The sequence below is a fragment of the Dactylosporangium sp. CS-033363 genome (genome assembly GCF_050942475.1).
Classification (GTDB): Bacteria; Actinomycetota; Actinomycetes; order Mycobacteriales; family Micromonosporaceae; genus Dactylosporangium.
Genome location: NZ_CP192032.1, coordinates 2,964,479 through 2,978,357 on the forward strand (window position 1 = coordinate 2,964,479; position 13,879 = coordinate 2,978,357).

Sequence of the window (13,879 nt, forward strand, 5' to 3'; positions counted from 1 at the left end):
GAAGCCTAGACTGACCGGTCGTCCGGCCGGCGGTCGAAGGCCTTGCCGAACCGGCCGTCCAGGATCAGCGCGGTGACCAGCACCGAGCGGACCACCAGCGTGTCGAGCAGCACCCCGAACGCCACCGCGAAGCCCAGCTCGGCCGCGAAGACCAGCGGCAGCGAGCCCATCGCGGCGAACGTACCGGCGAGCACGAACCCCGCCGACGTGATGACCCCGCCCGTCGCGGCCAGCCCGGTCAGCGCGCCGCGCCGGGTGCCGTGCCGGCGGGCCTCCTCGCGCACCCGGGTGACGAGGAAGATGTTGTAGTCGATGCCGAGCGCCACCAGGAACACGAACGTCAGCAGCGGGAACGACGCGTCGGCGCCGGCGAACACCCGGTTGAACACCAGGCTGCTCACCCCGAGCGCCGCCCCGAACGACAACACCACGGTGGCGATGAGCAGCAGCGGCGCGACGATCGCCCGCAACAGGAGCGCGAGGATCACCAGTACCGTCAGCAGCACGATCGGGATGATCAGCCGATCGTCCCGCGCGGCCGCCTCCTGGGTGTCGAGGGCGACCGCGGTGTTGCCGCCGACCTGGGCGCCGGCCCCGGCCACCCCGCGGAGGGCGGCCCTGGCGCGCTCGACGGTGGCCATGGCCTCGGTGCTGCCCGGCGCGTCGCGCAGCTCGCCGAGGACGAGCGCGTCGCCGTCCTTGACCACGGGGGGTGCGACGTTCGCGATGCCGTCGACATTGGACAGTACAAGATGGATGGTTGCAGCGGTGTCCGCAGTGGACACGACGACGATCGGATCGCCCGCACCGGCCGGGAAATGGCGGGCCTGAATGTCCTCGCCGACTGCCATCTGCGTGGTGCCGACGAACTGGTCGCGATTGGACAGTCCATCCGCGCGCAGGCCGAGCACGCCGAGCGCCATGACGCCGAGCACGAGCACCGTGCCGATCCAGACCGCGCGCGGGCGGCGCGCGATCGCGGTGCCGGTGCGCGTCCAGAAACGCTCACGGCGCGTTCGGAACGACGGCCAGAACACCCAGCGGCCGCAGATGACCAGCAGCGCCGGCATCAAGGTGAGCATGGCGAGCAGCCCGACCAGGATGCCGATCGCGCACGCCGGGCCCATCCCGCGCGTGGAGTTGAGCGAGGCGAACATGAGCAGCATCAGGCTCACCGCGACCGTCGCCGCGCTCGCGACGATGGCGGGGGCGGAGCGCCGCAGCGCCTCGGCCATCGCCTCGTGGCGGTCGGCGTGGCGCTGGAGCTCCTCGCGGTACCGCGACATGAGCAACAGCGCATAGTCCGTCGCGGCACCGAACACGAGCACCACGAGCAGGAAGCTCGTCTGCTTGTTCACGGTCAGCCCGGCGTGCTCGGCCAGCAGGAAGATCAGCGCCTCGGCCGCCGCCAGCGCGCCACCGGCCGTGAGCAGGGGCAACAAGGGCAAAATCGGGCTCCGGTACGTCACGAGCAGGATCGCCAGCACCGCCAGCGCCGTGATCGTGGTGAGTGTCCCGGCCTGCGCGAAGGCCTTGATGGAGTCCGACGCGTAGCCGGCCGGTCCCGCGATGTGGAAGCCGAGGCCGTTCGCGTCCTGCCGGCCGATGGCGGCGAGGGCGTCGACGGTCGCGCCGATGCCCTCCCAGCCCGTCCGATCCTTGTGTACCGGCACCACGGTCTGGATCGCCGCGCCGTCGTCCGAGACGACGGGGCCGTGGACGGTACCGGCGACGTTGGGAACGCGGGCGAACGCCTCGGCGTCGGCGCGCGCCTTGGCCACGTCGGCCTCGGTCAGCCCGCCCGGCCGGTCGTACACGACGATCGCCGGCACCGCGTCGGCGGGCAGGAACTTCGCGGCCCGCTCGGCCACCGCGGTCGACTCGGCGCCGGCCGGCAACCAGGCCGCGTTGTCGTTCTCCTCGGCGTCCCCGAGGCGCCCGGCGAGCATGAGGGCCGGCACCAGCAGCACGGCCCAGACGGCGACGACGACCCACTTGCCGCGCCGCCCGGAGACGAGGCCGGCCCAGCCCGCCTTGGCCGGCCGCTCCGGGTCGCGGCCTTCGAGGGCGGCGCCGCGCCGCCCGGGGAGGAGGTCAGCCCACATTGGTCAGCTTCTCCGGGTTCGCGACGACGTAGATGCCGGTGACCTGGCCGTCCTCGGGCGCCAGGTCGAGCACGACGACCGCGTACGGGTCGTCGCCGATGAGCAGCAGCGCCGACGGGTCGCCGTTGGTGCGCCGGTACGCGATGCGCAGCCCCGGCCCCGGCCGTTGGGCGATCGCGGCGATGAGCCGGGCCACTTTCACGCGTCCCTGCATCGGCTTGGTGCCGCCCGCGCCCTGCGCCCCGCCGTCGCCCCACAGGGTGACCTCCGGGGCCAGGAGCTCCAGCAGCGCGTCGATGTTCCCGCCGAGCGCGGCGTCCAGGAACCGCTCGGTGACCTGCCGGCGCAGCCGCGGATCGGGCTCGTAGCGGGGCCGGCGGGCGTGCACGCTCTCGCGGGCGCGGTGGGCCAGCTGCCGTACCGCCGCCGGGGTCTTCCCGAGCATCTCGGCGATCTCGGGGTGCGCGTAGCCGAACACCTCGTGCAGCACGAAGACCGCGCGCTCCAGCGGGGTCAGCGTCTCCAGCACCACCAAAAGGGCCATCGACACCGATTCGGCGCGTTCGGCCGCATCCTCCTCGATCGGCCGGACGAGCGGCTCCGGCAGCCAGGGCCCGACGTACGTCTCGCGCCGCCGGCTGATCGCGGCCCGCTGGTGCAGCGCCCGGTTCACCGCGACCCGCACCAGGTAGGCGCGCGGGTGCTCGACCGGCTCGGCGCCCTCGTCGGCCTCCCGCCTGGTCCAGGCGAGCCACGTGTCCTGCAGCACGTCCTCGGTGTCGGCCACGCTGCCGAGAATGTTGTACACGACCGAGAACAGCAGTTCCCGGTGGTCGCTGAAGGCGTCAGGCATCGGTGGTACCTCCCGTGGGTTGTGCGTCCTGAGAGCGCCGGCCCGCCCGGAGTGTGATGCGCGGGCCGGTTTGTGTGACGGGCGTCTCAGGGGACGCGGTAGCCGATGCCGCCGGCGTGGAGCTGCTCCAGGTCCTCGGGCGCGAGGCCGCGGCCGGTGAACCGCCCGACGGCGACCAGCCCCTTGCCCGGCAGCTCCAGGTAGTCGGTGAAGTCGAGGCCGTCGAGCACCTCGGGCAGCTCGTCGTGCGGGACGATCCGGCCCCGCTCGGCGAAGGCGAGGCGGGTATGGCCGTTGATGTTCCAGTACATGCTGGCCGCGCGGCCGCTCGTGGAGGCGGCGAGCAGCACCTCGTCGTGCGAGCCGGCGAACCCCATCGGCTCCACGACGACGACCGCGCCGCCCGCGTCGAGCACGCCGAGGATGCGGCCGTCGGCGCCGAACTCGGCCACCGGCTCCGGTCGGTCCGGATCGGCCCCGAACGCGCGCAGCACGTCCGCCGGGCTCGCCCCGGTGACCACGGTGACCGTCCCGCCCTCCGCGATGACGGTGCGGCGCAGCCAGCGGTACGCGTGCTCGGGCCGGGCCGGGCGCACCGGCTCGGGCTCGCCGCGCAGCCGGTGGCCGAGCCGGTCGGTGCGCCGCAGGACCACCGGGGCAGCGGCCGGCGCGGGCCACACGACCAGGCGATAGTGCTCGTAGAACACATCGCCCTCGTCGCGGCCGCGGGCGTACACGCGCAGCCGGTAGTCGCCGGGCGAGGGCGGCGTCGCGGCCCTGCCCCGCGCGTCGAGCGCGGCCCGGCCCTCGAGGGCGCGCCAGCTGACCTCGGCCGCCTCCTCCCAGCCGTCCTCCACGCCGGCCGGGGGCTCGGCCAGCACCACGAGCTGGACGTGCAGCCAGCCGTCGGCGATCCCGGTGTGGATGACGGCGCCGCCGTCGGTACCGGCGACCAGGCCCGTGGCGGCGAAGTCATCGAGCGCCGGGAGCTCGCGCTCGGCCAGGCCGAAGCGGTGGCCGCGGACCTTGATCTGTGTCGAGTAATGCTGCGGGTGGCCGGTGAGGTCAGGCATTGTCGCTCCCCGAATCGCGTCACGCCGAACGTCTGTAGATTCGGGATTATGCCGAATTTCACCAGCGGAGACGGGGTACGCCTGCACTTCGAGGACGAGGGGGCCGGCCGGCCGGTGGTGCTCGTGGCCGGCTTCTGCGCGCCCCTGGAGAGCTGGGAGCTGCAGCGGCGCGACCTGGCCGCGGCCGGCTACCGGGTGATCGGCTTCGACCGCCGCTCGCACGGCCGCTCCGAGTCCCCCGCGTACGGGCAGCGCATCGCCCGCCACGGCGCCGACCTGCACGAACTGCTCGTCGAGCTGGACCTGCGGGACGCCGTGCTGATCGGCGGTTCGCAGGGGGCGAGCGCGGTCTGGGCGTACTACGACCTGTTCGGCCCGGCGCGAGTCGGAGCCGTCGTCACCATCGACCAGACCCCGCGGATGGTCAACGGCGACGGCTGGGAGCACGGGTTCTACGGCCTGACCAAGCAGAACGTCGGGACGTTCTTCGCGGGCGGGGTCCCGGACACCGGTCGGGGGCTGCGGCAGCCGCGCACGGCCGGGATCGCCGAGCTCGTCGAGCTGCTCGGCGGCATGCCCGCGTTCGCCGACCCCGGTACGCCGGAGCGGCGGGCGCTGCTGCAGAGCCACGCCGAGGCCGACTGGCGGGACGTGATCGCGCGCATGGCGGTACCAAATCTGCTCATTGCGGGTCGGGACAGCCAGCTGTGGCCGTGCGAGCACGCCACCGCCGTCGCCGCGACCAACCCGCTGTCCGCGGTGGTGACGCTGGAGGACTGCGGCCACGCGGCCAACCTCGACCAGCCCGAGGCGACCAACGCGGCGATCCTGGAGTTCCTCCGCGCCCGGTCTTGACGCAACCGTTCGGTTGCAATAACTTGAGTAGCAACCAGATGGTTGCTACTCACTGGAGGTTGTCATGGGATTCCCCGATCGCATCGAGCGCACCGTCGAGCTCGCGCACGCCCCGGCCAAGGTCTGGGCCGCGCTGACCACCGCCGAGGGCCTGGGCACGTGGTTCGGCAACGGCGCCACCGTCGACCTGCGCGAGGGCGGCAGCGCCAAGCTCACCTGGGACAGCGGCGACCAGGCCACCCTGCACATCGAGCGGGTCGACGAGCCGTCGCTGTTCGCCTTCACCTGGGGCATCAACGGGCTCGCGGCCGAGGACCCGCGCCGCACCTACGTCGAGTTCAGCCTCGAACCGGCCGGCGCGGGCACCCGGCTGCGAATGGTTGAATCCGGCTTCGCGCAGCTGCCCGAGGATGCGTACCGTAAGGCCTTCGAGAGCAACACCGGGGGCTGGAAGCACGAGCTGGGTGAGTTGGTCGACTACCTCAATGCCGCCTGATCACGAGGCGATCGCCGAGCAGGTCTTCGTCGCCCTGGCCGACCCGTCCCGGCGCGCCATCCTGGCCGCGCTGGCCCAAGGGGGTCCGGCCACGGCGACGGACCTGGCCGACCGCCTGCCCATCACCCGGCAGGCGATCGCGAAGCACCTGGCCCTGCTGTCCGACGCCGGCCTGGTCACGGCCGAGCCGGGGGAGCGGCGGCGGGTGCGGTACCGGCTGAGCTCGGCTCCCATGCGCGTGGCGCAGCAGTTCCTGGCCGCCCTCGCGCGCGACTGGGACGGCCGGCTGGACGCGCTCACCGAGCACCTGGACGCGCTGAGCGAGTAACTCAGCCGCCCAGGCCCTCGGCGGTGCCGACCTTGCGAGCCGCGAGGGCCTTCACGATCAGGGCCGTCTCGTCGTAGCCCAGGATCAGCACCCCGTCGGGCGCGTTCTGGCGGATGCGCGCGGCGATGCCCGAGTAGTCCTCGGTCGTGATGGGGTACGAGATCAGGTCCACCGACGCGTCGGCCATGCCCGCGGTCAGCAGGTCGGCCTTCACGTTCTTCTGCAGCCCCAGACCGTAGGCGTCCTCGCGGGCCACGATCGTGACGCGGTGCGGGCCGTCGCGCATGATGACGTCCGCGAGGGCGCGGGCCTGCAGCGTGTCCGGGGGTGCGGTACGGAAGAACAGCCCGTTGTCGGCGACCGTCGACAGCTCGTCCGACGTGGACGACGGCGAGATCAGCATCCGGTTGGCCGCCGCGATCCGCGGGATCATCGCCTTGGTCACGCTCGACGACGACGCGCCGATGAGGACCTGCACGCCCAGGCCGACCAGCCGGTCCACGGTGGCCGCGGCGACCTTCTCGTCGGTGCCGTCGTCGCCGTCGACCCACTCCACCGGCTGGTCGATCACGCCGCCGGCCGCGTTCAGGTCGGCCACGGCGAGGCGCGCACCGGCGAACCGCGGCGCGCTGCGGAACGCCAGCCGGCCCGTGTGCGGCATGAGGCCGCCGATCTTCAGCGGCGGGATGCGCTTCTTGGCGTTCGCGTTCGGATACGCCGTGTACGGCGGCGGCGCCGTCGTCGAAGCGCTCGCCGGGTCGCCCGCCCCGATGTACTCGGTCAGGTTGTCGTTCACCGTGTTGCTGCGGCTGAAGTGCAGCGCGCCGTAGGAGGCCGACGACGGCTCGCCCGCGTCGGTGAACCCGCTGCGGCGCATCGACACCCCGCGGTACGCGAAGTCCTTGCCGGCCTTCGCCAGTCCCAGGCAGGTGGCGGCGTCGTCGCACACGGTGCCGCCGTTGGAGACGCCCACCATGAACTTCGAGATCGCCGGCGCCTCCGTCGAACGCGCCGATTCGGCCGCAAGTCCGGCCAGCATCACGGCGTCGTAGGCCTCGGCGGCATACCCGTAGTCGGCCAGCGACGCGTCGATGCCGCGCAGCCGCTCCTTGAACGACTCGGGCAGCTCGAGCAGGGGCGCCGTGCCGACCATCCCGGACAGGATCGCGGGCATGTCGGTGAGCTTGTCCTTGAGCGAGTTCGACATGTTCGCGTCGGAGCCGTACAGGTGGACGTGCATCGTGCTGCCGTCGTCGCTGCCGCCGTCCGCCGCTGTCGTACCGCAACCACCGACGATGAGCGCCAGTCCAACCACCGCGGCGACCATCGATGCCCTGCGCTCCACGAACCCCTGCCCTCCCAGAAACGGCCCCGGCGACCCTAAGCGCCGCCGTGCCGGTGGGCACAGGCCGTAATCCGGACCTTGAGGAAACCTTGACCAGAAGCGGTGGAAAAGGGAACTGGCATGAAACCGGGATTTCTCCGCGGCCGGCGCGGATCAGGCTGGTCGCATGGCGTACGCATACCAGCCGCAGCAGGCATGGCAGCCCTACCCGGTCCGCTCCACGGCCCCGATCTCCCTGCACATCGTGGCCATCTTCCAGTACCTGGGCGGGGTGTTCATGCTCGGTGCGGCCGCGCTGCTCGCCCTGACCGCGGCCAGGGTCACCCCCAAGTGGGACCTGCCCGCCGGCAACAGCGTGTACACGACCCGGCCGGAGACGCTCACGCTCGCGACGTACACCGTCATCGCCACGATCGCCCTCATCGGGCTGATCGCGCTCATCCTCGGGCGCAAGCTGCAGAACGGCCGCAACTGGGTCCGGGTGCTGCTCACCCTGCTCAACGGCCTGAGCGTGGCCGGCGGCGTCTACCAGGGCTACACGGCCGGCGCCCCGTACGCGACGACGCTCATGTCCGTGGCGTTCCCGCTGCTGTTCGTGATCCTGCTCAACACGCGGGCCGCGCGGAGCTGGTGTCACTACCGTACGTACTGAGCGGCCGGTGCGGCATGGCATCCTGGACCGGTGAACTCCGACCCCCGGCTGCGCGAACTCGCGATGCTGCGGCGCGTGCGCGACCGCATCGACCGTGAGTACGCGCAGCCGCTCGACGTGGAGGCCCTGGCGCGCGGCGTGCACGTCTCGTCCGGCCACCTGAGCCGGGCCTTCCGCGCCGCGTACGGCGAGTCGCCGTACAGCTACCTCATGACCCGCCGCATCGAACGCGCGATGACCCTCCTGCGCCGCGGCGACCTCTCCGTCACCGACGTGTGCTTCGCGGTCGGCTGCCAGTCGCTGGGCACGTTCAGCACGAGGTTCTCCGAGCTTGTCGGGATGTCCCCCAGCGTGTACCGCCGCCGCGCCGCTGAGGACGCCCGCGGCATCCCGCACTGCGTGGCGAAACAGGTCATGCGGCCGATCAGGAATCGAGAAGTGGCGCCCGCCCCCGGCGTCTAACGTGGGCGCATGAGCGTCATCATTCAGCACACCTTCCTGCCCGCCGACGACCCCGATGCGTCGCTGGCGTTCTACCGCGACGCACTCGGCTTCGAGGTCCGCAACGACGTCGGCCTCGGGGGCATGCGCTGGATCACCGTCGGCCCCAAGGACCAGCCGTCGACCTCGATCGTGCTGTACCCGCCCGCGATCGAGCCCGGCCTGACCGACGACGAGCGCCGCACCATCGTCGAACTGATGGCCAAGGGCAGCTTCGCCTCGATCGTCCTGGCCACCGAGGACCTGGCCGACACCTTCGACCGAGTCCAGGCCACCGGCGCCGACGTGGTGCAGGAGCCGGCCGACCAGGACTACGGCGTCCGCGACTGCGCCTTCCGCGACCCGGCCGGCAACCTGGTGCGGATCAGCCAGCTGTAAGCCTCTCGTACTGCGGCTTGAACCGCGCGAGGTACGCCTCGAACTCCGGTTTGGGCGTACCGTCGCGGGCCGCGACGAGCAGGTCGAGGTAGTACTCCCAGCCGGGCCCGATCTCCCCGACCTGCGCCGGATCGACCCCGTGGTGCAGGAACTCCATGACGGTCGTGTCCCCGTCCTCGCTCAGCCGGACCTCCATCCTCCAGCCGCCGGCCTCATCGGACCCGGACACGGCGAGCCGCCGCGGCGGCTCACACGCGTCGATGCGCAGGTCCATGACGGGCTCGCCCTCCTCCTGGACCATCCGCACCTTGATGGTCTTTCCGGCCCCGCCCTCGCCCTCCCACGGCCCGAACCACCGCGCGCTGCGCTCGGACTCGGTGACGCTGGCCCACACGTCCTCGATCGGCGCCTTGAACCTGCGCGTGAGGATGAGGTCGTGCCCGTCCCCGGCCCTGACAAGTCTTCCGTTCATGCGCTCTCCTCGTCTCGTACTGGCTGATGCTCGCCGCGGCGCCGCTCGCGCCGGGTGCGGTACACCTCGGTCTCGAGCGCATCGAACCGCCGCTCCCAGACCGCCGGTCCGCGGCTTTCGGCGAGCCCGTCGATCCACGCCCGCAGTTCCTCGAGCACTGAGGTGTCCAGCTCGTAGTGCCGCTCCCGCCCGACGAGCGTGTCGCGGACGAGGCCGCTTTCACGTAACACCCGCAGATGTCGACTGATCGCGGGCCGGCTGATCTCGAACCCCGCCGCGATCCGCCCAGCCGCAACCGGCCCGTCACGCAGCGTCTCCAAAATCCGCCGCCGCACAGGATCAGCAATGGCCCCCGCCACCTCGTCCACGCCGGGAAGCGTAACCGATGTGTTACATGTACGTCGAGATACACTTGAAAAAGTGACGCTTTCGCATCAGGAGCTCTTTCAGCGGTACATCTACGCCGGGGCGATGACCAGGAATCCCACGGCCGTCGCCGATCTGTTCACCGATGACGGTGTGTACGAAGGCCCGATCGAGGGCCTACGGCTCGAAGGCCGTGACGACATCGAGCGCGGAGTCGCCGTAATCCAGCAGCGCCCCGGTCCGGAGGGCGAGCTCAACCTCGGTGCGAGCCGGTCCACGCTGCACGACACCGGGGACCCGGACGTGTTCATCGCCGAGATCGACGCTGTGCTCGACGGCCCGAACGGGTCGACCACCGTGTCGATCGTGCAGATCTTCCGGCGCGACGGCGACAAGATCCGCTCATTGCGGGACTATTTCACCCCGTGAGACCCCTCATTCCCCTCGTCCTGTGTGGCGCGCTCGCGCTCGGGGCGTGCTCCGGCGAGGAGCCCAAGCCGGCCCCGACGCAGGCGGCCACGGCCTCGGCGAGTCCCTCGGCCAATCCGGAGTTCGACAAGTACGCGGCCGGGCGGTCGACGCCGGTCGCCGATCCGGTGTATCCGGGCTACGGCAATCCCGGTGTCGATGTGCTCCACTATGGACTCGAGCTGGCCTGGGCGCCCGAGACCAAGGTGCTCACCGGCACGGCGACGCTGCAGCTGCGGGCGGCCGCCGACCTCAGTGACGTGAAGCTCGACTTCTCCAAGGCGTACTCGATCGACGGCGTGACCCTCAACGGCGCCAGTGTGACCGGCGCCGTGGACGGGACCAAGCTGACGGTCGCCGGGAAGCTGGCCAAGGACGGGCTGGCCGAGCTCGTCATCCGGTACCACGGTACGCCCACGACCGTCGCCATGCCCTCGCACCGCAACGACGTGGAGCCGCTCGGGCTCACGGTCACCAAGGACGGTGCACTGTGGACGATGCAGGAGCCGTACGGCGCCAGCACCTGGTATCCGTCCAACGATCAGCCGTCGGACAAGGCGCTGTACGACATCTCGGTCTCGGTTCCCGACGGCTGGTCGGCGATCGCCGGCGGCACGCCGAAGGGCAAGGACGGCAACCTGTTCCGCTACAGCACGACCACGCCGGTCGCCACCTACCTGACGACCCTGGCCGTCGGGAAGTACAAGCAGGAGACGGGGACCGGGCCCGGCGGGCTGCCGCTGTCCTACTGGTACCGCCCGGGCGCCGACGACAAGGCGCTGCCGTACCTGCGCAAGTCGCCGCAGTACCTCGACTGGCTGGCCAAGCACTTCGGGCCGTACCCGTTCGACAGCGCCGGGGTGCTCATGGTCCCCTCGGCGTCGGGCATGGAGACCCAGCAGATGATCACCATGGGGCTGCCCGACTACGGCAGCGAGGCCGACTTCAAGCGCGGCTTCGACGCCGACCTGCTGCACGAGTACGCCCACCAGTGGTTCGGCGACGCGGTGACCCCGACGAACTGGAACGACCTGTGGCTCAACGAGGGCTGGGCCGAGTACGCCCAGTTCCTGTACACCAACGAGCGCGACAAGGTCACCGACAAGCAGTGGGAGGACTGGGCCCGCACCACCGACGCCCGCCTGCGCAAGACCCTCGGCCCGCCGGGCAAGCCGCGCGCGGACAGCTTCGCGGAGAGCAACGTCTACATCTGCCCGGCCCTGATGCTGCACCAGATCCACAAACAGATCGGCGACGAGGCGTTCTTTGCCCTGGGTACCGACTGGGCTCAGAAAAACCGCGGCACGGCACAGGACCGGGCGAGCTTCATCGCGTTCGTCAACCAGCACACGGGCAAGGACTTCACGAGCCTCATCAACACCTGGCTCGATTCACCCACGACCCCGAAGTAGTCCCGTGCTGACGCTGCCGTGCGGCCACCTCGCCCACCCGTCTCCCAGCCGCGCCTGCCCGCACCTCGTGCCGGCCCCGGAGGACACGGACGTGGTGGTCACACGGCACCTGACCGGGCACGGGCTGGAGTACGACCTGGTCTGCAAGGCGTGCGACACGAGCGGCGCCGTGGTCCTCGCGGAGATCTGCGAGGGCTGCGCCGACCGGATTCACGAGGACGGCGAGTTCGAGGACTGGCGCGGCACGCCGGGCATCGCCGAGCGGCCCGAGCCCATCGACGCGTCCGTGCGCCGCTGGCCGGTGCCGTACGACGTCGTGGACCTCGCGCCCGTCGACGGTGCCGGCGAGTCGCACTGGCTCGCCCTCACCGCCGGCGGGCGCATCGCCGAGCTGTACCCGGATCGGGACGGGCACCGCGACTACCACGCCCGCCAGGTGCCGTTCGCCGCCGCGTTCACCGTCCACGGGGGACGCCCGGTGTTCGTGCACCGCAGCGCGTGGAACCGGCTCGACGTCAGCGACGCGGAGACCGGCGAGCTGCTGACCGCGCGCGAGCCCGACCGGGACCACCGGCTCGACTACTTCCACGGGCGGCTGACGGTCTCCGGCGACGGCCGCTGGATCGCCGACAACGGCTGGGTCTGGTCGCCCGTCGGCATGCCCCGCGTCTGGGACCTGCGGCGGTGGCTGGCCGGGAACGTGTGGGAGTCCGAGAACGGCCCGAGCGTCCACCGCCTCGCCCAGCGCTGGTACTACTGGCACGGTCCACTGTGCTTCGTCGGAGACCGCACCGTCGCGCTCGGCGGGATCGGCGAGGACGACCAGTGGATGCTGGCGGGCGCGCGCATGTTCTCGGCCGAGTCCGGGCTCGAGCTGACCAGGTTCGCCGGTCCTGAGGGTGCCTTCTTTTCAGACGGGCGTCGGTTGTACTCCGCACACGCCGACGGCACGCACGTGTGGGACCCGGTGACGGGCCACCGCACCGGGACCGTCCCCGGCTTCACGCCCACCCATCACCATGCCGGTGCCGGTGAGCTGGCCGCCATGGTGGACGGCCAGCTGCGCCGATGGGCTACAGGACGGCCTCGATGGGACCGCGCAGGAAGTACACGATGAACAGGACGGCGACCCCGTAGAGGATCGGGTGCACCTCGCGGGCCTTGCCGCTGACCAGCTTGATGACCACGTACGAGATGATCCCGGCGCCGATGCCGTTGGAGATCGAGTACGTGAACGGCATGAGCACGATCGTGAGGAACGCCGGCAGCGCGATGTCGTAGTCCGACCAGTCGATCGTGCGCACCGCGGTCATCATGAGGAAGCCCACGACGACGAGCGCGACCGAGGCCGCCTCGAACGGTACGACGGTGACGAGCGGCGCGAAGAACATCGCCAGCAGGAACAGCACGCCGGTGACGATGCTGGCGATGCCGGTCCGCGCGCCCTCGGCCACGCCGGAGGCGCTCTCGATGTAGCTGGTGTTGCTCGACGTGCTGGCCGCGCCGCCGGCCGCCGCGGCGATCGAGTCGACGAGCAGGATCTCCCGGGTGCGGGGCGGCATGTTGTTCTCGTCGAGCATCTCGCCTTCCTGCGCCACCGCGACCATCGTGCCCATGGTGTCGAAGAAGTCGGTGATGAGCAGCGTGAAGACGAACATCAGCGGCACCAGTACGCCGGCCGCCTGCCACGAGTGCAGCACGTTGAAGTGCCCGAGCAGGGAGAGGTCCGGCTTGTCGACCACCTTGTCCGGCAGGGTGGGCACGTTGAGGCTCCACCCCTTCGGGTTCGGCTTGCCGTCCACGAAGGACGGTCCGGCCTTGGAGATCGCCTCGACGATGATGGCGAACACCGTGGAGGCGAGGATGCCGATGAGGATCGCCCCGCGCACCCGGCGCACCACCAGGACCACGGTGAGCAGCAGCCCGACGCCGAACACGAGCGCGGGCCAGCTGATGAGCTTGCCGCCGATGCCCAGCCCGACCGGCACCGTGGTGTTGGCCGCGTCCGGCAGGCGGCGCACGAAGCCCGAGTCGACGAAGCCGATCAGCGCGAGGAACAGCCCGATGCCGACCCCGATGGCGGTTTTGAGCTGCGTCGGTACCGCCCGGAAGACCGCCGTCCGCAGCCCGGTCAGCACCAGGATGGTGATGAGGACGCCCTCGATGACGACGAGGCCCATCGCGTCGGCCCAGGTCATCTGCGGGGCGATCTCGAACGCCACGAGCGCGTTGACGCCCAGGCCCGCGGCGAGCGCGAGCGGGAAGCGGGCCACGACGCCCATCAGGATCGTCATCACGCCCGCGACCAGCGCCGTGCCCGAGGCCAGCGCGGTGATGGCGAGCTTGCCGCCCGTGCTGTCGACGCCGCTGGACAGGATGAGCGGGTTGAGCACGACGATGTACGCCATCGTGAAGAACGTCGCGAGGCCGCCGCGGACCTCACGGCTCAGCGTCGAGCCGCGCGCGGTAATTTCGAAAAACCGATCGACACGGCTCTGTGTCGAGACTGAGGTTTCGGCCACTGGACCTCCAGGTGGATCTATGGTTACGCGCGCATGATGCCACCCGCGGGCAC

General features: G+C 71.1%; 16 protein-coding genes. 9 read left to right on the top strand and 7 right to left on the bottom strand.

Annotated features, from left to right (window positions below; translation table 11 throughout):
- Nucleotides 1-5: 5 nt before the first annotated feature.
- The 3 genes from ACQPZ4_RS13655 to ACQPZ4_RS13665 all read right to left on the bottom strand — a co-directional run bounded on the left by ACQPZ4_RS13655 (nucleotide 6) and on the right by ACQPZ4_RS13665 (nucleotide 4,031).
- The gene (locus ACQPZ4_RS13655) at nucleotides 6-2,105 is read right to left on the bottom strand and encodes an MMPL family transporter (RefSeq protein ID WP_433059923.1); all 2,100 of its coding nucleotides are present in this window, start codon (nucleotides 2,103-2,105) and stop codon (nucleotides 6-8) included.
- Complete coding sequence (sigJ, locus tag ACQPZ4_RS13660; RefSeq protein ID WP_433059925.1) at nucleotides 2,095-2,958, bottom strand: RNA polymerase sigma factor SigJ; 864 nt, start codon at nucleotides 2,956-2,958, stop codon at nucleotides 2,095-2,097. The genes ACQPZ4_RS13655 and sigJ overlap by 11 nt, the downstream gene beginning before the upstream one ends.
- Nucleotides 2,959-3,044: 86 nt before the next feature.
- Nucleotides 3,045-4,031: a DUF6461 domain-containing protein gene (locus ACQPZ4_RS13665; protein ID WP_433059928.1), complete on the bottom strand. Its 987-nt coding sequence runs from the start codon at nucleotides 4,029-4,031 to the stop codon at nucleotides 3,045-3,047.
- A gap of 48 nt (nucleotides 4,032-4,079) precedes the next feature.
- Between ACQPZ4_RS13665 and ACQPZ4_RS13670 the strand changes: the two genes are divergently transcribed.
- The 3 genes from ACQPZ4_RS13670 to ACQPZ4_RS13680 all read left to right on the top strand — a co-directional run bounded on the left by ACQPZ4_RS13670 (nucleotide 4,080) and on the right by ACQPZ4_RS13680 (nucleotide 5,710).
- Nucleotides 4,080-4,886 carry an alpha/beta fold hydrolase gene (locus tag ACQPZ4_RS13670; RefSeq protein ID WP_433059931.1) on the top strand — a complete coding sequence of 269 codons (807 nt, stop codon included), beginning with the start codon at nucleotides 4,080-4,082 and terminating at the stop codon, nucleotides 4,884-4,886.
- Between the two features lie 64 nt (nucleotides 4,887-4,950).
- Nucleotides 4,951-5,382 (top strand): SRPBCC domain-containing protein, encoded by a 432-nt coding sequence (locus ACQPZ4_RS13675; RefSeq protein ID WP_433059934.1) that lies wholly within the window; start codon nucleotides 4,951-4,953, stop codon nucleotides 5,380-5,382.
- Nucleotides 5,372-5,710, top strand: coding sequence for an ArsR/SmtB family transcription factor (locus ACQPZ4_RS13680; protein WP_433059937.1), 339 nt, complete (start codon nucleotides 5,372-5,374; stop codon nucleotides 5,708-5,710). The genes ACQPZ4_RS13675 and ACQPZ4_RS13680 overlap by 11 nt, the downstream gene beginning before the upstream one ends.
- Nucleotide 5,711: 1 nt before the next feature.
- On the opposite strand, the gene ACQPZ4_RS13685 is transcribed toward ACQPZ4_RS13680, so the two are convergent.
- Nucleotides 5,712-7,055, bottom strand: coding sequence for an ABC transporter substrate-binding protein (locus ACQPZ4_RS13685; protein WP_433059940.1), 1,344 nt, complete (start codon nucleotides 7,053-7,055; stop codon nucleotides 5,712-5,714).
- A gap of 166 nt (nucleotides 7,056-7,221) precedes the next feature.
- Between ACQPZ4_RS13685 and ACQPZ4_RS13690 the strand changes: the two genes are divergently transcribed.
- The 3 genes from ACQPZ4_RS13690 (at nucleotide 7,222) to ACQPZ4_RS13700 (ending at nucleotide 8,586) form a co-directional block, all read left to right on the top strand.
- Nucleotides 7,222-7,707 carry a hypothetical protein gene (locus ACQPZ4_RS13690; protein ID WP_433059943.1) on the top strand — a complete coding sequence of 162 codons (486 nt, stop codon included), beginning with the start codon at nucleotides 7,222-7,224 and terminating at the stop codon, nucleotides 7,705-7,707.
- Between the two features lie 63 nt (nucleotides 7,708-7,770).
- Nucleotides 7,771-8,169, top strand: coding sequence for a helix-turn-helix transcriptional regulator (locus tag ACQPZ4_RS13695; protein WP_433066511.1), 399 nt, complete (start codon nucleotides 7,771-7,773; stop codon nucleotides 8,167-8,169).
- A gap of 9 nt (nucleotides 8,170-8,178) precedes the next feature.
- Nucleotides 8,179-8,586, top strand: a complete 408-nt coding sequence (locus tag ACQPZ4_RS13700) for a VOC family protein (RefSeq protein WP_433059946.1) — start codon at nucleotides 8,179-8,181, stop codon at nucleotides 8,584-8,586.
- Here ACQPZ4_RS13700 and ACQPZ4_RS13705 read toward each other — a convergent pair.
- Nucleotides 8,573-9,058 (bottom strand): SRPBCC family protein, encoded by a 486-nt coding sequence (locus ACQPZ4_RS13705; protein ID WP_433059949.1) that lies wholly within the window; start codon nucleotides 9,056-9,058, stop codon nucleotides 8,573-8,575. The genes ACQPZ4_RS13700 and ACQPZ4_RS13705 overlap by 14 nt on opposite strands.
- A complete protein-coding gene (locus tag ACQPZ4_RS13710) occupies nucleotides 9,055-9,426 on the bottom strand; it encodes a metalloregulator ArsR/SmtB family transcription factor (protein WP_433059951.1) in 372 nt (123 codons plus the stop codon). The genes ACQPZ4_RS13705 and ACQPZ4_RS13710 overlap by 4 nt, the downstream gene beginning before the upstream one ends.
- A gap of 52 nt (nucleotides 9,427-9,478) precedes the next feature.
- Here ACQPZ4_RS13710 and ACQPZ4_RS13715 point away from each other — a divergent pair, with 52 nt between their 5' ends.
- The 3 genes from ACQPZ4_RS13715 to ACQPZ4_RS13725 are packed head-to-tail and all read left to right on the top strand — an operon-like array spanning nucleotide 9,479 to nucleotide 12,421.
- On the top strand, nucleotides 9,479-9,853 hold the full coding sequence (locus tag ACQPZ4_RS13715) for a nuclear transport factor 2 family protein (protein ID WP_433059954.1): 375 nt from the start codon (nucleotides 9,479-9,481) through the stop codon (nucleotides 9,851-9,853).
- Nucleotides 9,850-11,304 carry a M1 family metallopeptidase gene (locus ACQPZ4_RS13720; RefSeq protein ID WP_433059957.1) on the top strand — a complete coding sequence of 485 codons (1,455 nt, stop codon included), beginning with the start codon at nucleotides 9,850-9,852 and terminating at the stop codon, nucleotides 11,302-11,304. The genes ACQPZ4_RS13715 and ACQPZ4_RS13720 overlap by 4 nt, the downstream gene beginning before the upstream one ends.
- A gap of 4 nt (nucleotides 11,305-11,308) precedes the next feature.
- Nucleotides 11,309-12,421, top strand: a complete 1,113-nt coding sequence (locus ACQPZ4_RS13725) for a hypothetical protein (RefSeq protein WP_433059960.1) — start codon at nucleotides 11,309-11,311, stop codon at nucleotides 12,419-12,421.
- On the opposite strand, the gene ACQPZ4_RS13730 is transcribed toward ACQPZ4_RS13725, so the two are convergent.
- Nucleotides 12,378-13,847, bottom strand: coding sequence for an NCS2 family permease (locus ACQPZ4_RS13730; protein WP_433066514.1), 1,470 nt, complete (start codon nucleotides 13,845-13,847; stop codon nucleotides 12,378-12,380). The genes ACQPZ4_RS13725 and ACQPZ4_RS13730 overlap by 44 nt on opposite strands.
- Nucleotides 13,848-13,879 lie beyond the last annotated feature (32 nt).

Bases quoted from the DNA above. Each gene is read 5' to 3' on its own strand.
- ACQPZ4_RS13655 (WP_433059923.1), bottom strand. From the start codon at position 2,105: ATGTGGGCTGACCTCCTCCCCGGGCGGCGCGGCGCCGCCCTCGAAGGC.
- sigJ (WP_433059925.1), bottom strand. From the start codon at position 2,958: ATGCCTGACGCCTTCAGCGACCACCGGGAACTGCTGTTCTCGGTCGTG.
- ACQPZ4_RS13665 (WP_433059928.1), bottom strand. From the start codon at position 4,031: ATGCCTGACCTCACCGGCCACCCGCAGCATTACTCGACACAGATCAAG.
- ACQPZ4_RS13670 (WP_433059931.1), top strand. From the start codon at position 4,080: ATGCCGAATTTCACCAGCGGAGACGGGGTACGCCTGCACTTCGAGGAC.
- ACQPZ4_RS13675 (WP_433059934.1), top strand. From the start codon at position 4,951: ATGGGATTCCCCGATCGCATCGAGCGCACCGTCGAGCTCGCGCACGCC.
- ACQPZ4_RS13680 (WP_433059937.1), top strand. From the start codon at position 5,372: ATGCCGCCTGATCACGAGGCGATCGCCGAGCAGGTCTTCGTCGCCCTG.
- ACQPZ4_RS13690 (WP_433059943.1), top strand. From the start codon at position 7,222: ATGGCGTACGCATACCAGCCGCAGCAGGCATGGCAGCCCTACCCGGTC.
- ACQPZ4_RS13695 (WP_433066511.1), top strand. From the start codon at position 7,771: ATGCTGCGGCGCGTGCGCGACCGCATCGACCGTGAGTACGCGCAGCCG.
- ACQPZ4_RS13700 (WP_433059946.1), top strand. From the start codon at position 8,179: ATGAGCGTCATCATTCAGCACACCTTCCTGCCCGCCGACGACCCCGAT.
- ACQPZ4_RS13705 (WP_433059949.1), bottom strand. From the start codon at position 9,058: ATGAACGGAAGACTTGTCAGGGCCGGGGACGGGCACGACCTCATCCTC.